Source organism: Zhongshania sp. (assembly GCF_029212375.1).
Lineage (GTDB): Bacteria > Pseudomonadota > Gammaproteobacteria > Pseudomonadales > Spongiibacteraceae > Spongiibacter.
The window spans coordinates 92345-109293 of sequence record NZ_JARGNU010000011.1 but is presented as its reverse complement, the minus strand read 5'-3'; the positions used below and the strand labels follow the sequence as shown (position 1 = coordinate 109293).

The 16949-nt window shown below is 53.0% G+C and carries 16 protein-coding genes; 4 read left to right on the top strand and 12 right to left on the bottom strand.

Annotated features, from left to right (window positions below):
* Window positions 1-3 precede the first annotated feature (3 nt).
* The 10 genes from P1U47_RS12490 to P1U47_RS12445 form a co-directional block, all read right to left on the bottom strand.
* Window positions 4-960 (bottom strand): DUF58 domain-containing protein, encoded by a 957-nt coding sequence (locus tag P1U47_RS12490; protein ID WP_301029326.1) that lies wholly within the window; start codon window positions 958-960, stop codon window positions 4-6.
* A complete protein-coding gene (locus P1U47_RS12485) occupies window positions 957-1913 on the bottom strand; it encodes a MoxR family ATPase (protein ID WP_301029325.1) in 957 nt (318 codons plus the stop codon). The genes P1U47_RS12490 and P1U47_RS12485 overlap by 4 nt, the downstream gene beginning before the upstream one ends.
* 92 nt (window positions 1914-2005) lie before the next feature.
* Window positions 2006-3433: a wax ester/triacylglycerol synthase family O-acyltransferase gene (locus P1U47_RS12480; protein WP_301029323.1), complete on the bottom strand. Its 1428-nt coding sequence runs from the start codon at window positions 3431-3433 to the stop codon at window positions 2006-2008.
* 201 nt (window positions 3434-3634) lie between these two features.
* Window positions 3635-4495: a putative RNA methyltransferase gene (locus P1U47_RS12475; RefSeq protein ID WP_301029322.1), complete on the bottom strand. Its 861-nt coding sequence runs from the start codon at window positions 4493-4495 to the stop codon at window positions 3635-3637.
* Between the two features lie 102 nt (window positions 4496-4597).
* A complete protein-coding gene (locus P1U47_RS12470) occupies window positions 4598-6067 on the bottom strand; it encodes an AAA family ATPase (RefSeq protein WP_301029320.1) in 1470 nt (489 codons plus the stop codon).
* Between the two features lie 120 nt (window positions 6068-6187).
* Complete coding sequence (locus P1U47_RS12465) at window positions 6188-7984, bottom strand: ABC transporter ATP-binding protein/permease (protein WP_301029319.1); 1797 nt, start codon at window positions 7982-7984, stop codon at window positions 6188-6190.
* Between the two features lie 34 nt (window positions 7985-8018).
* Window positions 8019-8351, bottom strand: a complete 333-nt coding sequence (locus P1U47_RS12460) for a DUF3301 domain-containing protein (protein ID WP_301029318.1) — start codon at window positions 8349-8351, stop codon at window positions 8019-8021.
* Between the two features lie 27 nt (window positions 8352-8378).
* On the bottom strand, window positions 8379-8690 hold the full coding sequence (locus tag P1U47_RS12455; RefSeq protein ID WP_301029316.1) for a hypothetical protein: 312 nt from the start codon (window positions 8688-8690) through the stop codon (window positions 8379-8381).
* Window positions 8691-8701: 11 nt separating this feature from the next.
* Entirely contained in the window at window positions 8702-9073 is a 372-nt protein-coding gene (locus P1U47_RS12450; protein WP_301029315.1) for a PH domain-containing protein, read from the bottom strand.
* Window positions 9074-9120: 47 nt separating this feature from the next.
* The gene (locus P1U47_RS12445; protein WP_301029314.1) at window positions 9121-9585 is read right to left on the bottom strand and encodes a thioesterase family protein; all 465 of its coding nucleotides are present in this window, start codon (window positions 9583-9585) and stop codon (window positions 9121-9123) included.
* A 303-nt stretch (window positions 9586-9888) separates the two neighbouring features.
* On the opposite strand from P1U47_RS12445, the gene P1U47_RS12440 reads away from it, so the two are divergent.
* Window positions 9889-11271, top strand: coding sequence for a hypothetical protein (locus P1U47_RS12440; protein ID WP_301029313.1), 1383 nt, complete (start codon window positions 9889-9891; stop codon window positions 11269-11271).
* Between the two features lie 44 nt (window positions 11272-11315).
* Here P1U47_RS12440 and P1U47_RS12435 read toward each other — a convergent pair whose 3' ends face one another.
* A complete protein-coding gene (locus P1U47_RS12435) occupies window positions 11316-12236 on the bottom strand; it encodes a histone deacetylase (RefSeq protein WP_301029312.1) in 921 nt (306 codons plus the stop codon).
* Between the two features lie 276 nt (window positions 12237-12512).
* Between P1U47_RS12435 and P1U47_RS12430 the strand changes: the two genes are divergently transcribed.
* The 3 genes from P1U47_RS12430 to P1U47_RS12420 all read left to right on the top strand — a co-directional run bounded on the left by P1U47_RS12430 (window position 12513) and on the right by P1U47_RS12420 (window position 15133).
* Window positions 12513-13463, top strand: a complete 951-nt coding sequence (locus P1U47_RS12430) for a M23 family metallopeptidase (protein ID WP_301029311.1) — start codon at window positions 12513-12515, stop codon at window positions 13461-13463.
* On the top strand, window positions 13367-13813 hold the full coding sequence (locus P1U47_RS12425) for a polymer-forming cytoskeletal protein (RefSeq protein WP_301029310.1): 447 nt from the start codon (window positions 13367-13369) through the stop codon (window positions 13811-13813). The genes P1U47_RS12430 and P1U47_RS12425 overlap by 97 nt, the downstream gene beginning before the upstream one ends.
* A gap of 462 nt (window positions 13814-14275) precedes the next feature.
* Window positions 14276-15133: a PA4780 family RIO1-like protein kinase gene (locus tag P1U47_RS12420; RefSeq protein WP_301029309.1), complete on the top strand. Its 858-nt coding sequence runs from the start codon at window positions 14276-14278 to the stop codon at window positions 15131-15133.
* A gap of 100 nt (window positions 15134-15233) precedes the next feature.
* Here the strand turns inward: P1U47_RS12420 and norR are convergent, their stop codons facing one another.
* The gene (norR, locus tag P1U47_RS12415; protein ID WP_301029307.1) at window positions 15234-16775 is read right to left on the bottom strand and encodes a nitric oxide reductase transcriptional regulator NorR; all 1542 of its coding nucleotides are present in this window, start codon (window positions 16773-16775) and stop codon (window positions 15234-15236) included.
* Window positions 16776-16949 lie beyond the last annotated feature (174 nt).

Sequence of the window (16949 nt, the reverse complement as noted above, 5' to 3'; positions counted from 1 at the left end):
GATTCATTTGCCCATCATGCCCCGTTGCAAGGTGTCAAAAAACGGCGCATCGGTTGCCAGCGAAATATGATGAATACCGGCGCGGCGCAAGCTGGCTTTTAGTCGCAGTTGGGATTGCTCGCGGCGCTCGTGAAATTGTTGGCGCAGCGCGGGGTTAACCATTAACTGCAAACGCTCCCGCCCATTGCTGACCGAATACATGCCCGCACTAGGTAGGTTGTCTTCGAGTGGGTCTTGAATCGCAATGGCGATAACATCGTTGTGTCGCGCAATGAGATGAAGCTGGCGCTCGGCGTCTTGTTCAAAACCGTTAAAATCGCTGACGACATATACCGTGGAACCGGGCCTAGTGATGCGGCGCAATTCTTCAAAGGCCTTGGCGAGACTTTGCGGCGCATCGATAAGCTCATCGCCGCTTGCACTGGTGTCGGCCAATTGCTGATTGTAGCTGGCGGCGGTGTGTATAAAATTTAACACTGCGCGGTGACTGCGCCGCGGCCGTACTTCGCGGTGCTGGTTGTCGGTAAATACCAAGCCGCCAACCCGATCGTTATTGTCTAAGCCGGCCCAAGCGAGGGTGGCCGCAACGTGGCAGGCGAGCACCGATTTGAAACAGTGGCGACTGCCAAAAAACATGCTGTTGCGCTGGTCTAGGCAGAGCACTACTGGGCGCTCTTTTTCCTCTTCAAATATTTTGGTGTGGGCTTTGGCGGTGCGCGCGGTGACTCGCCAGTCGATATGACGAATTTCGTCGCCACCCTGATATTCCCGCACATGATGAAAGGCCAAGCCCCTGCCTTTTACCGGTGAGGCGTGGCTGCCACTCTGTTTGGCAAAATGGCGACGCTTGGGGGTGGCGCGCAATTGTGCGCCGGCAAAACGGGTGTGGATCAGCGCCTGCTGATCCACAATGGCGCCCTGAACCGGCGCGCTAAAATTGCCCCGTGGCAGGCTGCTCATGCCACCGGCACCACCTGCAGCAGGCGGTCGATAATATGGTCTTTACGAATGCCGTCGGCCTCGGCTTCAAAGCTGAGAATAAGGCGGTGGCGCAATACGTCGTGGGCAATGGCTTGCACGTCGTCGGGGCTAACGTAGTCGCGGTCGTTGAGCCAGGCGTGGGCGCGGGCGCAGCGGTCGAGGGCAATGGTGGCGCGGGGGCTGGCGCCCACTTCTAACCAGCCGGCTAACTCGGCGTCGAGGCGGGCGGGTTCACGGCTGGCAATAACCAGCTGCACCATGTATTCCTCTACCGCTTCGGCCATGTGTAAATTGAGTATCTGCTCGCGGGCCGCTAGCAAGATGTCTTGGCTGAGAGGCTCGGGCTGGCTAATCTCGCCTTTGGCTTCGGCGCGCACGCGGCGCAGAATTTCCAGTTCTGCCGCCGCATCGGGGTAGGCGACGTTAACGTGCATTAAAAAGCGGTCGAGCTGGGCTTCTGGCAGCGGGTAGGTGCCTTCCTGCTCCAAAGGGTTTTGGGTGGCCATTACCAGAAACAAGGGCGGCAGCTGCAGGGTGTTGCTGCCCACGCTGACCTGACGCTCGGCCATGGCTTCTAGCAGCGCCGATTGCACCTTGGCGGGCGCACGGTTGATTTCGTCGGCCAAGACTAAGTTGTGAAATATCGGGCCGGGCTGAAATTCAAAGGCACCGGTTTCTGGCCGGTAAATATCACTGCCGGTAACATCGCCGGGCAACAAGTCGGGGGTAAACTGAATGCGCTGAAAACTGGCCGCGATACCGTCAGACAAGGTTTTAATCGCTTTAGTTTTAGCCAGCCCAGGTGCACCCTCGACCAATAAATGGCCGTCGGCCAGCAGGGCGATAAGTAAGCGGTCGACCAAGCTTTGCTGGCCAATAATTTGCGAAGTCAGCCAGTTGCGCAACTGGCCGATAGCGTGTTTTTCCGTCATCGAGGGAGGTCCCTTAGCGAGCGAGTTTTTATATCCGTTTATGTGACATTAGAAATGGGGATTTGCTCACTAATTTCAAGGCCAAATTCAGATTAGTTCGTTGTGGCGGCGGATTTTACGCTGTTATCCAACGCGGCAAAGGACTCAAGCAGGCAGCGGCGGTAGAGCTCGGGCTCATGCAGGGTTTTGGGGCTGCTGAGTACCGACAGGGTCATTACGCCGTTGTAGCTCATCACCACATGGAACAGGCCAACGTGATCCATAATTAAACCGAGGCCGAGCATATCCACTAATTTGGCGTCGTTAAAATACAGCGGCACTGGTGGTCCAGGTACATTGCTCACAAAGGTGCACGCGGGCATGGCGACCCCGCCGGGCCAGTAAGCGAGGGCCGACAGGGCGCGCAGTACACCGGCTTCGACACTGCTGGGCAGGGCGCGGCAGACGTTGCTCAAGGTACTGCGACCAATATTGTCACTGAGCTTTTTGGCTGAATTAGCGCCGTCGCGCACCGCTAATAAACGCTGCAGTGGATCTTCGATGTCGGTGCGTAAATTGCCAATCAGCATACTAATCGCGTTGCCGCAGTTGTCTTGGTCGCGGCTGCGAATATTGACGGGAATTACCGATGCCAGTGAGTTGCTGGGGAGTTTGTTTTGGGCAATTAAGTAATTGCGCAGGGCGCCACCGACAATACATAGAATGACGTGATTGACGGTGGTGTGCGGATAGTGGCGGCGAATTGCGCGAAGCCTAGCAAAGTCAAAACGCACCAGCAGCACATTGCGCTGGGCGTCGATGCGAGCATTAAAGGGTGATTTTTGCCAGCTAACAGGGGCGGCGTGATCGCGGGGTTCTGCGTCGCGCTCTTTGCGCAGCATAGGCATAAGCTGGCGGGCTTGCTGAATGAGTTCCAGGGGCTTGCGCAGATTATTGATGTAGGCCTTGCGGGCTACGCTCCAATTGCTTGGCGGCGTTTCGCCCTGCCACGTGTCGGTGGTGGCCGCGGCGTTGAATGCGCGGGGTTTTAAGCCGTGCAGGGCAGCGAGAATATCGGTGCCGGATACGCCATCTAAGGCGGCGTGATGCACCTTCATATACAGGCCAAAGCTGCCCTTGGCGTAGCCGGGCAGGCAATCCATGCCATTAATGATGTGGGCTTCCCAGAGCGGGCGCTGCATGTTCATAGGCTGGGCGTGGAGTTCGGCGAGAAAGTGTTCGAAATCTTGGTCAGTGGCCTTGGCGCTGAGTTCGTGGCTTTTGATGTGATTGTCGAGTTTGAAATTTATATCTTCCAGCCAATAAGGCTGGTCGAGATTATAGGCCACGGTGAGCAGGCGCCGCCGGAAAATGGCTGACAGCGATAGCCGCTGCTCAATGCTGCCCCGCACTTCTTGCAGGCGAAATTTTTTGTGTTTAACGGTTTTTGGGGTGTAAACCATCAGCGCCGCTATATGCATTGGCGCGTGCTGGCGCTCGTTGTGGGCGAAAAGGGCGTCGAGGCCGTTGAGTTGCTGCATAGTGAATCCATCCATTATTGTGTGGCAACACATTTTATTGGTTCGCGTAGAGGCTCGCCTAAAGGCCCCTGAATACGCGGATCGACAAGCATACGGCCAAAAGGTGACGCGCTGATGTTGTCGCCCCGCTTATTTGAGAAGCTGTATAAATGACAGCAATAAGTAGGCCACGTTCACTGCAGCAAGGATTTTCAGTAGCCCCTAGGCTTGATGGCTGATGACCCGAATACTTACATCCGCGCTTAGCGCTAAGTCTTCGAGTTTGGCGGCGCGCTCGCGGCCAGCTTTGCTGGCGCGGTAGAGATGGGGGGTCATAATCAGCAGTTGCTCAAATAATTCGGCGCTGAGTTTAGGGGTGCTAAAGCGCAGTGCGGTATCGCTGCTTAGTTGCCATTTGTCATTGAGTCCCGCCGCGAGGCTGGCGTGGGGCGAACGTCGGATTTCTTCGTAAATTTGCTGGCGCAGTTCAATCAAATGCTCGGGGCCGGGGTCGACCATCACAATATGGCCGCCGGCTTTGACTACCCGCTGAAATTCACTGAATACCGGAAAGCCAAAGGTGCAGAGCAGAATATCTTGGCTGTTGTCGGGCAGGGGAATTTGCCGGTTGCTGGCCACTAAACCGTTGATGCCGGAGTTACGGCTGCGGGTGGTGCGCACCGCCCATTTGGAAATGTCTAAGCCGGTGGCGGTGAGGGCGAGTTCGGGTCTGGCGTTGAGTAAATTCGTGCACACGGTGTTGAGATAATAGCCCTCGCCACAGCCGGCATCGAGAATGGCGAGCTCGCTGTGTTGGCCGCAGAGCTCAGCAACGGCTTCTGCCAGAGCTTGGCCGAGGGGGGCATAGGCGCCGCTGTCTAAAAACTGGCGGCGGGCCTGAATCATGATTTGGCTGTCGCCGGGATCGAGGGATTTTTTGTTCTGCACCGGCAGTAAATTAACATAGCCCTGCTTGGCTATATCGAAGCAGTGGTTGTTGCTACAGCGCCAAGTTTTGCCGTCGCGGTGCAAGGGGTGCTGGTCGAGTGGGCAGAGCAAATGTTCTAAAGCGAGTAGCGGCATGGATAATCCGTTGGTAGTAATGCAGCAGTGTGATGCGAGAAAGCAGGCGCTGTGCCTGCTCGTTATTATGCCATTTTGCCTGCGCTGGTGAGCCGCTATTTATCAGTCTGCCGCTACTGCTCTACTTTGGCACCACGCGCGCAGGGCGTCGAGTTGTTCGCTCATGGTGATGGATAGCGGCACGGTGGCATCGATTTCGGCCAGAATATGGGCAGTGCACAGGTCTTCATTGCGAGCCTTGGCCGAGTAGCGCGCGGCGACAATGGCCTGTTCAATCTCGGCGCCGGTAAAGCCGGCGCTGGCGGTGCTCAGCTCCAAACAGCGGAAATTGGCTAGCGGGTAACCGCGTTTTTCAATATGAATGGCAAAGATCTGTTGGCGCACTTGTTCTGAGGGCAGGTCGACAAAAAATACCTCGTCGAGGCGGCCTTTGCGAATCAGCTCTGGGGGTAGGCGCTGAATATTATTGGCAGTGGCAACCACAAATACTGGGTGTTGGCGCTCGGCCATCCACGTTAGCAGCGTGGCTAATATTCGCTTGGAAGTGCCGCCGTCGTGATCGTCGCTGCCGATGCCTTTTTCAATTTCGTCTATCCATAACACGCAGGGCGCCATGGTCTCGGCAAGCTTAAGTGCTTCGCGCACATTGCGTTCCGACTCGCCAAAAAATTTATTGTAGAGTGCACCCATGTCCATGCGCAGCAGCGGCATTCCCCATAAACCGGCGACCGCTTTGGCGGCGAGACTTTTGCCGCCGCCCTGCACACCGACTAGCATAATTCCCTTGGGCGAATCGGCGCCGCCCTGTTGGAATGCCTGTTCGCGTTTGCCTAGCCAGTCTTTAAGTTTGCTCAGGCCGCCAACATTGGCAAAGTTTTCGGTGTCGTATTCAAAGCTTAATACGCCGTCCATATCCAGCAGTTCAAACTTGGCTTTGTTTACGCTGCTGAGGTCTGAGTGGGTGATGGCGCCGTCTTGAAAAATCGCGCCGCGGGCCAGCTTGCGAGCGTCGTCTAGGGATAGGCCACGTAAATTATTGATGAGCTTGTCGAGCGCGTCGCGGTCGGTCTTTACCTTGCGACCGGTGGTGCTGCTGAAGTTTTGGGCTTCTTTGTAAATGGCGGCGCGCAGTTTGTGGTCCTCTGGCATCGACAAGCTGAAGCGGGCGCTGTGGCGTTTAAATTCGCTGGGAATGCTAAAGGCGTGGCTGATAAAAATAAGCCGTTTGCCACTGTCTTCGGCGAGCATGGCAATTTCTTTGATGAGGCGAATATTGCGGGGCTCGTCATTTAGGTAGGGGTGGAAGTCGCAGAGTGCGTAAATTCCCGCGCTGTCGAGACTGCGAATATGCTTTAGCACTGCTTCGGGTTCTGCGGTGTGGGGCAGATTGGCGGCTTGGTCAAAATCGGCGCGGCGCAGGCCATCGGTGACCGACCATGAAAACACCGGTAAGCCTTGCTGAATACCAAGCTTGGTAAGCAGCGACAAGGCGCGGCGCTCTTCCCAAGTTTCGATAATAATTACGGGTATTCGCGATTCAATAATCAGGCGCAGGTCGTGGCTGTCGTTCATTGCTTACTGATTACTCCGGTAGCGGCGCGGTGCGCGATTTTGAGCGGTGACGCCGCGACACTAATAATACGCCGCGCATCAATCTGCCTCCAGACTATAAGACTCACCAACCTCAGGCAATCACTCAGTGACGGCGGGCGTGCGCTCGCGCTGCTGCATCAACCACAGGTGGGCGTATTGTCCCTGTTGTGCTAACAGGGACTCGTGATTGCCCTGCTCGATAATTTCACCTTGGTCTAGCACCAAAATATGGTCGGCGTCGACCACGGTAGAGAGGCGGTGGGCAATTACCAGCATGGTGTGCTCGCGGGCGATATCTTTTATGGCCTCTAAAATAAGGCGCTCGGAGGCGCTGTCTAATGACGAGGTGGCTTCGTCAAAAATCATAATCGGTGATTTTTTGAGCAGGGCGCGGGCGATGGCCACGCGCTGTTTTTCGCCGCCAGAGAGTTTTAATCCACGCTCGCCAACCAAGGTGTCGACGCCCTTGGGCAGACGGGCGATAAAGTCGCTGAGGTGGGCCATGCGAATGGCCTCGTGGATATCTTCGTCGCTGGCGTCGATGCGGCCGTAGCGAATGTTTTCGAGAATCGACATATTAAACAGCACAGTGTCTTGGGGCACGATGCCCAACGCGGTCCGCAGTGACGCTTGGCTAACGTTTTTAATATCTTGGCCGTCGATCAGAATTCGACCACCACTGGCGTCGTAAAACCGGAACAATAATTTGAGCAGGGTGGATTTGCCCGCGCCGCTGCTGCCAACAATGGCGACTTTTTGTTTGGCGGCAACCTTGAAACTAATGTTATTGAGAATGGGTCGGTCGTCGTGGTACTGAAAATAGAGGTTTTCGACTTCGATACAGCCGTCCTGCAATTGCAGGGCGGGGGCATTGGCCACATCATTGATGTTGGGCCGCTGGCGAAGCAGGGCAAACATGGCTTCGATATTGGCCATAGAGCCTTTCATTTCGCGGTAGACAAAGCCGAGGAAATTGAGGGGCATAAAGATTTGCATCATAAAGGCGTTGATCAGCACAAAGTCGCCGAGGGTCATTTTCTCGGCCTGCACCTGACTGGCGGCGAGGACCATCGCGGCGGTCATCGCAGCGGCAATAATCAGGGCTTGGCCGGCGTTGAGGGCAAACAGGCTGAGGCGGTTTTGACGGCGCGCCAATTGCCAGCTGGCCAGCTCTTCGTCATAGCGCTGAGCTTCGTAGTGTTCATTGCCAAAATATTTGACGGTTTCAAAATTGAGCAAGCTGTCTACTGCGCGGCTGCTGCTGCGCGACTCGGCCTCATTGGCGCGGCGAATATAAGTGGTACGTCGCTCGGTGGCATAAATGGAAAACGCCACATAGCAAACCACGGCAATCAGTACGATAAGGGCAAACCAAATACTGTAGCGCCAGCCGAGCAATACCACCACCAAGCCAATCTCAATAAAGGTGGGCACAATATTGAATACCATAAAGCGCAGCAGAAAATTAATGCCATTGGTGCCGCGCTCGATGTCGCGAGACAAACCGCCAGTGCGGCGATTGAGGTGAAAATCTAAATCTAAGGAGTGCAGATGTTTAAAGACCGTGAGGCCGATATTGCGCATGGCACTTTCAGTGACACGACCAAAGGCGGTGTCGCGCAATTCGCCAAATAACACATTGGCAAAGCGCAGCGCGCCGTAGGCGAGCAACAGTGCCAAGGGCAGGATGACAATGGCGGGCTGATCTTTGCTGTCGAGCTGGTCAACAATATGTTTGAGTATAAACGGTAGGCCGACGCTGGCGACTTTGGCCGCCACGAGGCAGAGCAGGGCAAAGCCAATCCGCTGGCGAAATGCCAACAGGTAGGGAATCAGCTCTTTTAGGGTTTTCCAATTAACATCTTGTTCGGAATTAAAACTAGTGCCGTGGCGCATAGAGAGTTTCTTATATTCGGCGGCGCGGGGCGGCCTAGTGAATTATGTCGTTAGGGAAACGGTGGGGTTCCAGCTCAAAGCCTTCAATGCGATTGCCGAGGGTAACGACCTGGCCTTTGTAGCGCTCGTGACCGGTGGCGGTAAATTCAAATATATAGCGGCGCCAGAGTTTAATTTGGCCATTAGCGTCACGCTTGCACCACACCGCACGTAGTGCGACATGGCCGTCTAATAGCTGTAGTTGCTGCTGGTCTAGGTGTTTTCGGGTGGCGCGCAGTGCGAGTTCGCGGGTGCCTTGGGCGCGCCAAAAATAAGCGAGCACGCCAAAAAAGCAAAACGTTAGGGTGAGGTCGCCGAGGTCAAACATGGCGAAATTCCAGCGGGATTTTGCCCATTAAAAGATCCACGCAATTAGCAGCCACAACACCAAGAAAAAGCCGAAGAAGCCGCTGAGCATAAATTGCAGCTCGCCCAACAGACCGTCGCCGGCGGCCACAGCAAAGATCACAAGGGTGACAACGGTGGTGAAAAACGCCACCACAGCGGCGTCTTTTAAACCCATGCCGGCGCTAAAGTGCTGGTCGATAAACGCGCCAAGCAGCGGTAGGAATAGCATGGTCGCGACGCCGAGCAGGGCAAGGATCACAATTGACGCTACTGCCATCTTGACGGCTTGGCGGTCGTCGCTGGGCATTTTATCGCTCATGCTTGGCGTCCTCAGGCTTGCGCAGCTTTGACCAGTTCGCGAAACACTTCGGGGCGGGGCATGCCGGCCGCTTGAATTTCGGGGTTGTCGCCGGCGGTGTATATAGACACGGTGCCAACTTTAAATAGGCGATTAAAAAAGGACTGCTTAATTTTTACAGTGCGAATACCGCTCACCGACAGTTCGGTGCGCTCTTTGCTCATTAAGCCTGTTTCCAGAATGACTTCATTGCCGTTGATTTCCAGCTTGGTAGACTTACACCGCAAATACCACACCATTAATATAAGTATGCCGATGGCAGCGGGAATAAGAATAACCGCTAGGATGAATCCTAAGGGATTATTCCGAAACATGGCGGGGTGTTCGGCGTATTGATTGGTCACCGTTGGGTTCTCTCTATAAAGGGCATGAAATAGGTGTAAGCCTTATTCTACACGGAATGCTTAGTTGGTGTGCTAATCACGGCGTCGCCATAACGGCTATTGAATTCGGGCGGCATACGGCGCGGTTTGCCATTGCTCATGCGAATGCAAACCAGTTGCCAATTGCCCCGCAATAGCGTTTTACCATCGGATTTGCGGACGAGTTGGAAGTGGCGCGCCATAATAAGCCTGCCGTCGTTGGCGGTAAGCCAAGTGCCCATTACACATTCTTCGCCCGCGTAGGCTGACAAAATGTAGTCGTAATCGGCGCGACGAATTACCATTGCGGCATCGAGACTGCGGTAATCGTCTAAATTGAGCCCCAGTGCAACTGAGTGTCGCCAGCCCGCTTGTTGGCACCAGTCAACATAAACCGCGTTATTAACATGGCCTATTCCGTCAATATGCTTGGCTTCAACACTAAAATCGACAGTAAATGGGCCAAGATTGTCCCAGTCATAGATGTTGGGCATATTGCATAAATTCCATGTAAAATCGCCATTATTCCTTAATAAGGTGTAAATCGCGATGCAGTTTTTAAGGAACACAGCGATCTACGCTAACTAAAATCCTTAGGGCTTGTGATGTGAGTCTCAATTTAAGGCGCCAATCCTCGGTTTTCCCTTACTTTATCTATGTCACATTTTTGTTCTAATGCCAGTAACACGCTCAGACGCTATAATAAATACAAGAATCCGCTGAAGGGCAGAGTAAATGGACGTGTTTTTAAGCTGATATTGATGATGTTGTTCAAGCTAATTAACGGAGTATTTAGGATGAAGTATTTTTTCTTGAGTAAAACCCTGCTCGCGGTGGGTTTTAGCGCCAGCTTGGCGCTAACGGGTTGCGGTAGCAGCAGTAGTAGCAGCAATAAACCTAGCAACAACACTCCACCGGCTGAAGAGCAAGAGCAAGAACAGCCGGTTACTTCTAGTTACTCTGAGGTTGACGGCCCTCTAGATGCGGTTCAGCAGCCTTTGTCTGAGCAGGTTATTACGCCTCTTGCCAGTGCCGCAGCAGGCACACCGTTAGAGGGCGCAATTAATTGTGTTGGCGGTTTTGTTGTCACTGATGTGCTCGATATTTTAGATTCAATTCTTGTCCACGTAGATCCCGCCAGCCTGCAAGACCCAGCGGCATTACTCACTGATTCTGATACCGGTTTGCAAGCAGCTGTGACTGAGTTGGCGGCAGACCTTCCGGCGGCACTGGCGTCACTAACTGGCGCGAGCTGCACTAGTGGCAGCGGTGGTGAAAGTGGCAGTAATCCTTTAGCTGGCACACCTTTGGCACCGCTTGGCGACGCATTAGCACCAGTGTTAGCTGGCGCGAATGGCGGCGGCAGCGGCGTACCTCTATCAGCGGCGGTATTAATACAGCAATTAAGTACAGCCTTTAGTGAGGGGTTGGCATCGGTAGTTGCACAGGATCCGTCTGGCCAAGTAGCTGGCGCTCCCGTATTGGGTGGCTTGCTGGTGACTTTGGATGAGGCGCTCAGCGATTTGGCGATTACTGTAGCGGCACTGGAATCCATGGACTCCGATTTAACTGCGGCAGCAGTGAGTAGTACATTAGATAATTTGTTGAATAATGTTTTACTCAAAGTTGTGCCAATACTCTTTATTGAAGAGCAGGCAGACCAAGGTCCTGTTATTAGTAGTCAGATTGAAGCGGCTGTTGCTGCGTTAACTGGTTTGCTGGGCGGTGATCTTAGTGGTTTAACGGAAGGGGATTTCACTGCACTGTTTAGTGGTGGTAGCGAAGGCTTATTTGCTCCGCTGACCGATAGCTTGCTTGGCGGCTTGCTGTCTACTATCGTTGATGCCCTCGGGGGTGGTAGTGATTCTGGTGACGGTGGTACAACAGGTACAACGGGCACTCCTCTAGACGCAGTATTGGATCCATTGGCACCCATTCAGGCGGCATTGTCTTCGCAAGGTGGTGAGGGTTTAACCGGCACACCGCTAGATATCCTGCTGGTTCCCGTTACGTCTGCGTTGGCTGGTGGTGGTGCTTGTCCGCTTGCCGCTACTCCGCTTGCCGTTACCTGCAGTTTGGTGAGTGATTTACTCGCAATATTAACACTAAGCCCAAGCACTGATCCTTTAGTGGCTTTCCAAGGTTTGTTGGTAGGGTTTTTTACACCAGCCCAACAATAAGTCTGCTAGTAAGTTAAATTTTAAGCGGCCTTTTGGCCGCTTTTTCAATTTAAGCCAGCAAATAATTTAGCCGCCTCTTCTACTACAATGGCATGCCTTTCTGCTAGCGCTTGCTGATTGCGGTCATAGCCGCCGCCGATAACCGTGGCGACGGGAATGCCGTGTTCTACGCAGCTTGTTAATACTCGCCGATCGCGTTCGCGAATTCCTGCGATACTAATGTTTAGTAAACCAAGGGGGTCGTGTTGATAAATATCGACACCAGCATCGTAAAGTACAATATCGGGTCGAGATAGTTGTAAGGCGTGCTCAAGACCATTAACAACGAGATCTAAATACTCCCTATCACCACACGCTACGCCCACTTCTATGTCGAGGTCGCTACGGGCCTTGCGCGCGGGAAAATTTTTGTCGCAGTGCACCGAACAGGTAAATGCGGCGGGGTCGCTTTGCAAGATACTGGCGGTGCCATCGCCTTGATGCACATCGCAGTCGAATATCAATACGCGCTGTACTTTGTTTTGGGCTAATAGGGTGCGGGCGGTTACGGCAAGATCGTTAAAAATACAAAACCCAGAGGCAAAATTGTAGTGGGCGTGGTGGGTGCCACCGGCAAGGTGGCAGGCTATGCCGTGTTTTAGGGCCAGTTGGGCGGTGAGTAAGGTGCCGTTGGGTGAAATAAGGCTGCGCTGGCGCAAGCCCTCGCTCCACGGTAGGCCCATGCGGCGGTTTGCACTGGGGCTGAGCTGGTTATGGCAAAAGTCATGAATATAGGCGGGGCAGTGGGCGAGCGCTAATATATCGTTACGCACCCGACCAGGCCGGAAAGTATTGTGCTCGGTGGCAATTCCTTTGGCGCGTAAGTAATTAAATAATAAAGAGAATTTTTCCATAGGGAAACGGTGGCGGGCGTCGAAGGGGTAGCTGTATACGGGGTTGCTAACGAGGGGGATAAGTGCGCTCAACGGTGTTTTTCCTAGTGTATTCCATATAAGGCGACGGGCTGCTTAGCTGTCGGTCTTGCTCTTAATGGGGTGTCTGGTTTGCCTTGGTAATAGCTTGAATTAACGCACAATTTGCATCTAATGCGAACTAATAACATAATCTGCGCAGCTGTATTGACTTGGGCATGGTTTGTGCCTGCAAACATTGTCGTCCGATAGGGCAGGCCTGCACGGTGGAAGCTTTATTTACCCAAGCTTAAAACGGTGTTTTTGGCATCCTGATACACGAGAAATTGAATGCGAGAGCACTACGGAATAACAATAACAAGTTATAGCGGTGCAAAGCATTACACCGTTACCCAATTGATGCGCCGATTTATGGCTGGCGTCGGTATTTTCGCAGCAACCTGCTTTTTAGGTGGGTTTTTGGCGATCTACTTTTTGTCTTATCAGCTTGGCAGTCTAAATAAAGAAGTAGATAAATTGCAGGCTTATCAAGCGCTGATAAAGGAAGAAAATCAGAGCTTATTGAGCGAGCAGAAGTTATTGCAGGCCACGGTAGAAGAGAAAGTGGTGGCCTTGTCGGTGATGAGCGACGAGTTGGGTACCATTGAAACGCTGATGGGGCTTAGTCCTGAGCCTGATACTGCACTTTATCAGCGTTTAGATACCGCCAGTCAAACTGCCTCAGAAAAGCGCTTTATGCTCAGTACTATCCCCAGCGGCTACCCGCTGTCTGAAGCCTATGTCACGAGTCGCTTTGGTATGCGCAATCACCCCGTGCTTGGCCGTATGGCGCTGCATGGTGGCGCCGATTTGCGGGCTAGCGTTGGCACGCCGGTATACGCTACCGCAGACGGTGTGGTGGAGTCGGCAGGCATGAATAACAGCGGCTTTGGCCGCTTGATCAAATTGAATCACAACTTTGGGTTTACCACTCTTTATGGTCATCTCAGTAAAACTGCGGTGGCCATGGGTGATTACGTTCGGCAGGGTGATTTATTGGGATATAGCGGTAATACCGGGATGTCTAGCGCGCCTCATCTCCATTACGAGGTACGGCATTTGCATCGGCGTTTGGCGCCAGGACCTTTTATGGAGTGGTCATGGGAAAATTACGACGTACTTTTTACTCGCGAGGAAAAAATCAAATGGGATTCTCTGGCAAAAACGCTAAGAAAACAGACAGTAGCCCCCGAACGACGGTGGTCGCAGCTGGCACCACCCTTAACGGCGACGTCAAGTTAACGGATAACTTTCATTTAGATGGCGTTATGGAAGGTAATTTGAGCTCCGAGGGTGATGTTACCATTGGCAGTAGTGGGCGCTATACTGGGGATGTTAGCGCCAAGCGAGTTTTGGTTAGCGGTATTCTCGATGGCAAGGTAGATGCTGAGCGCTTGGAGATTGTGGCGTCTGGTCAAGTGAGTGGCGAGATAAAAGTGCGGGAGCTAGTGATTGAATCGGGCGGTCAATTTGTTGGCGCCAGCCAAGTAAAGAAGCATGATACCCCGCAGTTAAAGTCGGTGGCCGAATCGTCAGTTCCGGTTGCCGGTACTGACAGCAAGAGCAGCGAATGGGGAAATAAAACCGCCTGATCGTTGCTCGTCGCGGCGAGCGCTGAAATCGCGGCGCTTGTCGAGAACCCCTTCTCTTTGGTGTTGAGTTGCGCCAATCTGAAATTTAAAGTCGTTTCTCACCGCTATACACCGTAAAATACCCCCGCTTTTGGCGTGGGTAAGTTTTAATGAGCGCTATGTGGGCTTCCATGTAAGCCAATTGCTTGAGCGGCGAGCTGCCTGCTTGTGCGGTGACGCTTGTTGGTGGCGATCATGGTCGCTACTGTAGGTAAATTTACCCTTAGCATTTTGACGTTTGCCTAAATGACAGGCTTATTGTCATTATCAGTGCCTTCATTAAGAAAACCCATTAAGCTTTAGCTGTAACAACTGAGTGCATGGCGCCGGTCGCCTAATTCAGCTCAGCCATTTACAATGGCTGCACGGCGCTGACTCTCAGCTATTTTCCAACGGTCTTTACCAAGACCTAAAAAGGGCGCAATGAAAACACCGAAACGTATCCAGCCGCTGATTGACGATGGCATTGTTGACGAAGTACTTAGGCCTTTAATGAGCGGCAAAGAGGCATCGGTTTATGTGGTGCGCTGCGGCGAAGAAATTCGCTGTGCCAAAGTCTATAAAGAGGCTGCTCAGCGCAGCTTTAAGCAGGCGGTGCTCTACCAAGAAGGCCGTAAAGTTCGCAATAGTCGCCGCGCCCGAGCGATGGAAAAAGGCTCGAAATTTGGTCGTAAACAGCAGGAAGATGCTTGGCACAACGCCGAAGTTGATGCCCTCTACCGCCTAGCTAAAGCTGGGGTGCGGGTGCCGCAGCCCTATGGTTGTTTTGATGGCGTGCTGCTTATGGAGCTGGTGACTGACGAAGAGGGTGGGGTTGCGCCGCGCCTAAATGATGTGTCGATGTCTGCCGAACAAGCCATAGAAGATCATGCGGTGGTTATGCACTACGTTAAGCTTATGCTTTGCGCAGGTCTGGTTCACGGCGATTTATCTGAATTTAATGTGCTGGTCGATGAATATGGTCCGGTAATCATTGATTTACCCCAGGCCGTGGATGCCGCTGGCAATAATAATGCCCATAGCATGTTGGCGCGGGACGTGAATAATATGACTGAATATTACGGTCAATACGCCCCAGAGTTATTGCAAACCCGCTACGCCGATGAAATTTGGGCGCTGTATGAAGAGGGCGAGCTCAACGAAGACACCGAGTTAACTGGCCTATTTGAAGACAGCGGCGAAGCTGCCGACGTGGATGCGGTGTTAATGGAAATCAAAGCCGTGATGGCAGAAGAGGCCGAGCGCCGCGAGCGGATTCGCGAGGCCAATGAAGACGATTGAGTTTTGACGAGTAAGTCGGGCCTCGGGTTCGGCTGAGGTTTACGATTTACTCTGATGAATTGCCTGCATGAGTCCTTCGTGTGAACGACATCGGAATGCCTTAAATATTTAAGCGCTTTCTTAGTCTGTAAAAATTACTCCTATCCATACCTATATCCTTGGCGGCTTGCGCTTGGTTGCCATTATTACTGGCTAAAGATTGCGAAATGATTTGACGCTGAAAATCGTCGGTTGCTTGTTTTAAGTTCACGACTTCCGGCGCGGCGAGCGCATCGCTGACGCCGCTGCTAACGATCGGCGTACTGCTTGGGTTTAGGTTTAAGTCGGTGTTGCAAATGTGTAGCAAGGATGGCGTTGTTGGGTGGAGGCTTTTTGCCTTGAGCATGGCGCGGCTGATGGTGTGTTCTAGCTCGCGAATATTGCCAGGCCAGTCGTAACGTAGTAATTCGGTTTGGGCGCTGGGTTCTATGCGCACAGCTTGCAAGCCGAGACGTCGTCGTTGTTGCTCTACAAAAAAGCCGGCGAGCAGTAATACATCGCGCTGCCGCTCCCGCAGGGGGGGGACCTGAATGGGGTATACGCTAAGGCGATGGTAGAGGTCTGCCCGAAAGCGGCCCGCAGACACTTCTTCTTTTAAATTGCGATTGGTGGCGGCAATGATTCGCACATCCACTGATAGCGGCTGATCATTGCCAATGCGCTGAATCTCGCCACTTTGCAAAGCGCGCAATAACTTAGCTTGCGCCGCAATCGGAATTTCACCCACTTCATCTAGAAACAAGGTGCCGCCATTGGCCAGTTCAAACTTGCCTGCGCGGGAGTGGGTGGCGCCCGAGAAGGCACCTTTGACATGGCCGAACAACTCACTTTCTATTAAGTTTTCTGGTAGCGCTGCGCAGTTTACATAGACAAGCGCGGCGTCTGCACGATTCGAGTGTTGATGTATCTGCTGGGCAACTAGCTCTTTGCCGACGCCCGTTTCGCCACAAATGAGCACCGAAAGATCCGATTCGGCAACTACGCCAATTTCACGCCGCAAAACCTGCATGGCGTCGCTTTTGCCTACCATGGTTTGCCCGCTGCGTTCGGCCAATACCGCTTGCACTACTTGGTGCTCGTGCTGTAGGCGCGTCTCTAAACTGCGTATTAACTCTGCCGCTTTTACGGTGGCTTCGGCTAGCCGAATAAAGGCTTCGAGCTCCGTGGTGCGGGTATCGTCAAAAGTGCCGGTGGCCGCGGCGTCAAGGGTGAGCACGCCCCAAGGTTTACCGTCAATATGCAGTGCTACGCCCATGCAGTCATGTACGTGTAGGCCATCTCTGCCAACGTCGATTAAACCGTCGTAAGGGTCAGGTAAGGGCGAGTCGGCATCAAAACGCACGGGATTGCGACTCAATAAAATAGCGGCTAGGCGAGGATGCTGGTCAATATCAAATTGCCGTCCGAGAGTGTCTTCGCTAAGCCCATTAATGGCGAGCGGAATAAGCCTGTTTTGCTCAAGCCGTAGCAGGGCGGTGGCATCGCAGGGAAACACTTGTTTTACCGCGCGCAGCAGGCGCTGGTAGCGTTCGCCTTCAGATAAGGGTTGCGATAGGTCAGAAACGATCGCGAGCAAAGACTGGGTAAATTGGCTGGTTGTCATATTAACCTCGTGTGTTGTCAAAAAAACAACCTCTGCGGCGTGTCTAAGTGACAACGTTACGTTATTAGTTTTTTAAAATCAATAAGTTAGTTGTTGGTATGGTAATTGATAAGGTATATGCAAGGTCGCTATTCTTAGAGAATGGATTAGGCCGCGCAAAGTCGAAAATTACCT

Bases quoted from the DNA above. Each gene is read 5' to 3' on its own strand.
- P1U47_RS12490 (WP_301029326.1), bottom strand. From the start codon at position 960: ATGAGCAGCCTGCCACGGGGCAATTTTAGCGCGCCGGTTCAGGGCGCC.
- P1U47_RS12485 (WP_301029325.1), bottom strand. From the start codon at position 1,913: ATGACGGAAAAACACGCTATCGGCCAGTTGCGCAACTGGCTGACTTCG.
- P1U47_RS12480 (WP_301029323.1), bottom strand. From the start codon at position 3,433: ATGCAGCAACTCAACGGCCTCGACGCCCTTTTCGCCCACAACGAGCGC.
- P1U47_RS12475 (WP_301029322.1), bottom strand. From the start codon at position 4,495: ATGCCGCTACTCGCTTTAGAACATTTGCTCTGCCCACTCGACCAGCAC.
- P1U47_RS12470 (WP_301029320.1), bottom strand. From the start codon at position 6,067: ATGAACGACAGCCACGACCTGCGCCTGATTATTGAATCGCGAATACCC.
- P1U47_RS12465 (WP_301029319.1), bottom strand. From the start codon at position 7,984: ATGCGCCACGGCACTAGTTTTAATTCCGAACAAGATGTTAATTGGAAA.
- P1U47_RS12460 (WP_301029318.1), bottom strand. From the start codon at position 8,351: ATGTTTGACCTCGGCGACCTCACCCTAACGTTTTGCTTTTTTGGCGTG.
- P1U47_RS12455 (WP_301029316.1), bottom strand. From the start codon at position 8,690: ATGAGCGATAAAATGCCCAGCGACGACCGCCAAGCCGTCAAGATGGCA.
- P1U47_RS12445 (WP_301029314.1), bottom strand. From the start codon at position 9,585: ATGCCCAACATCTATGACTGGGACAATCTTGGCCCATTTACTGTCGAT.
- P1U47_RS12440 (WP_301029313.1), top strand. From the start codon at position 9,889: ATGAAGTATTTTTTCTTGAGTAAAACCCTGCTCGCGGTGGGTTTTAGC.
- P1U47_RS12430 (WP_301029311.1), top strand. From the start codon at position 12,513: ATGCGAGAGCACTACGGAATAACAATAACAAGTTATAGCGGTGCAAAG.
- P1U47_RS12425 (WP_301029310.1), top strand. From the start codon at position 13,367: ATGGGATTCTCTGGCAAAAACGCTAAGAAAACAGACAGTAGCCCCCGA.
- P1U47_RS12420 (WP_301029309.1), top strand. From the start codon at position 14,276: ATGAAAACACCGAAACGTATCCAGCCGCTGATTGACGATGGCATTGTT.
- norR (WP_301029307.1), bottom strand. From the start codon at position 16,775: ATGACAACCAGCCAATTTACCCAGTCTTTGCTCGCGATCGTTTCTGAC.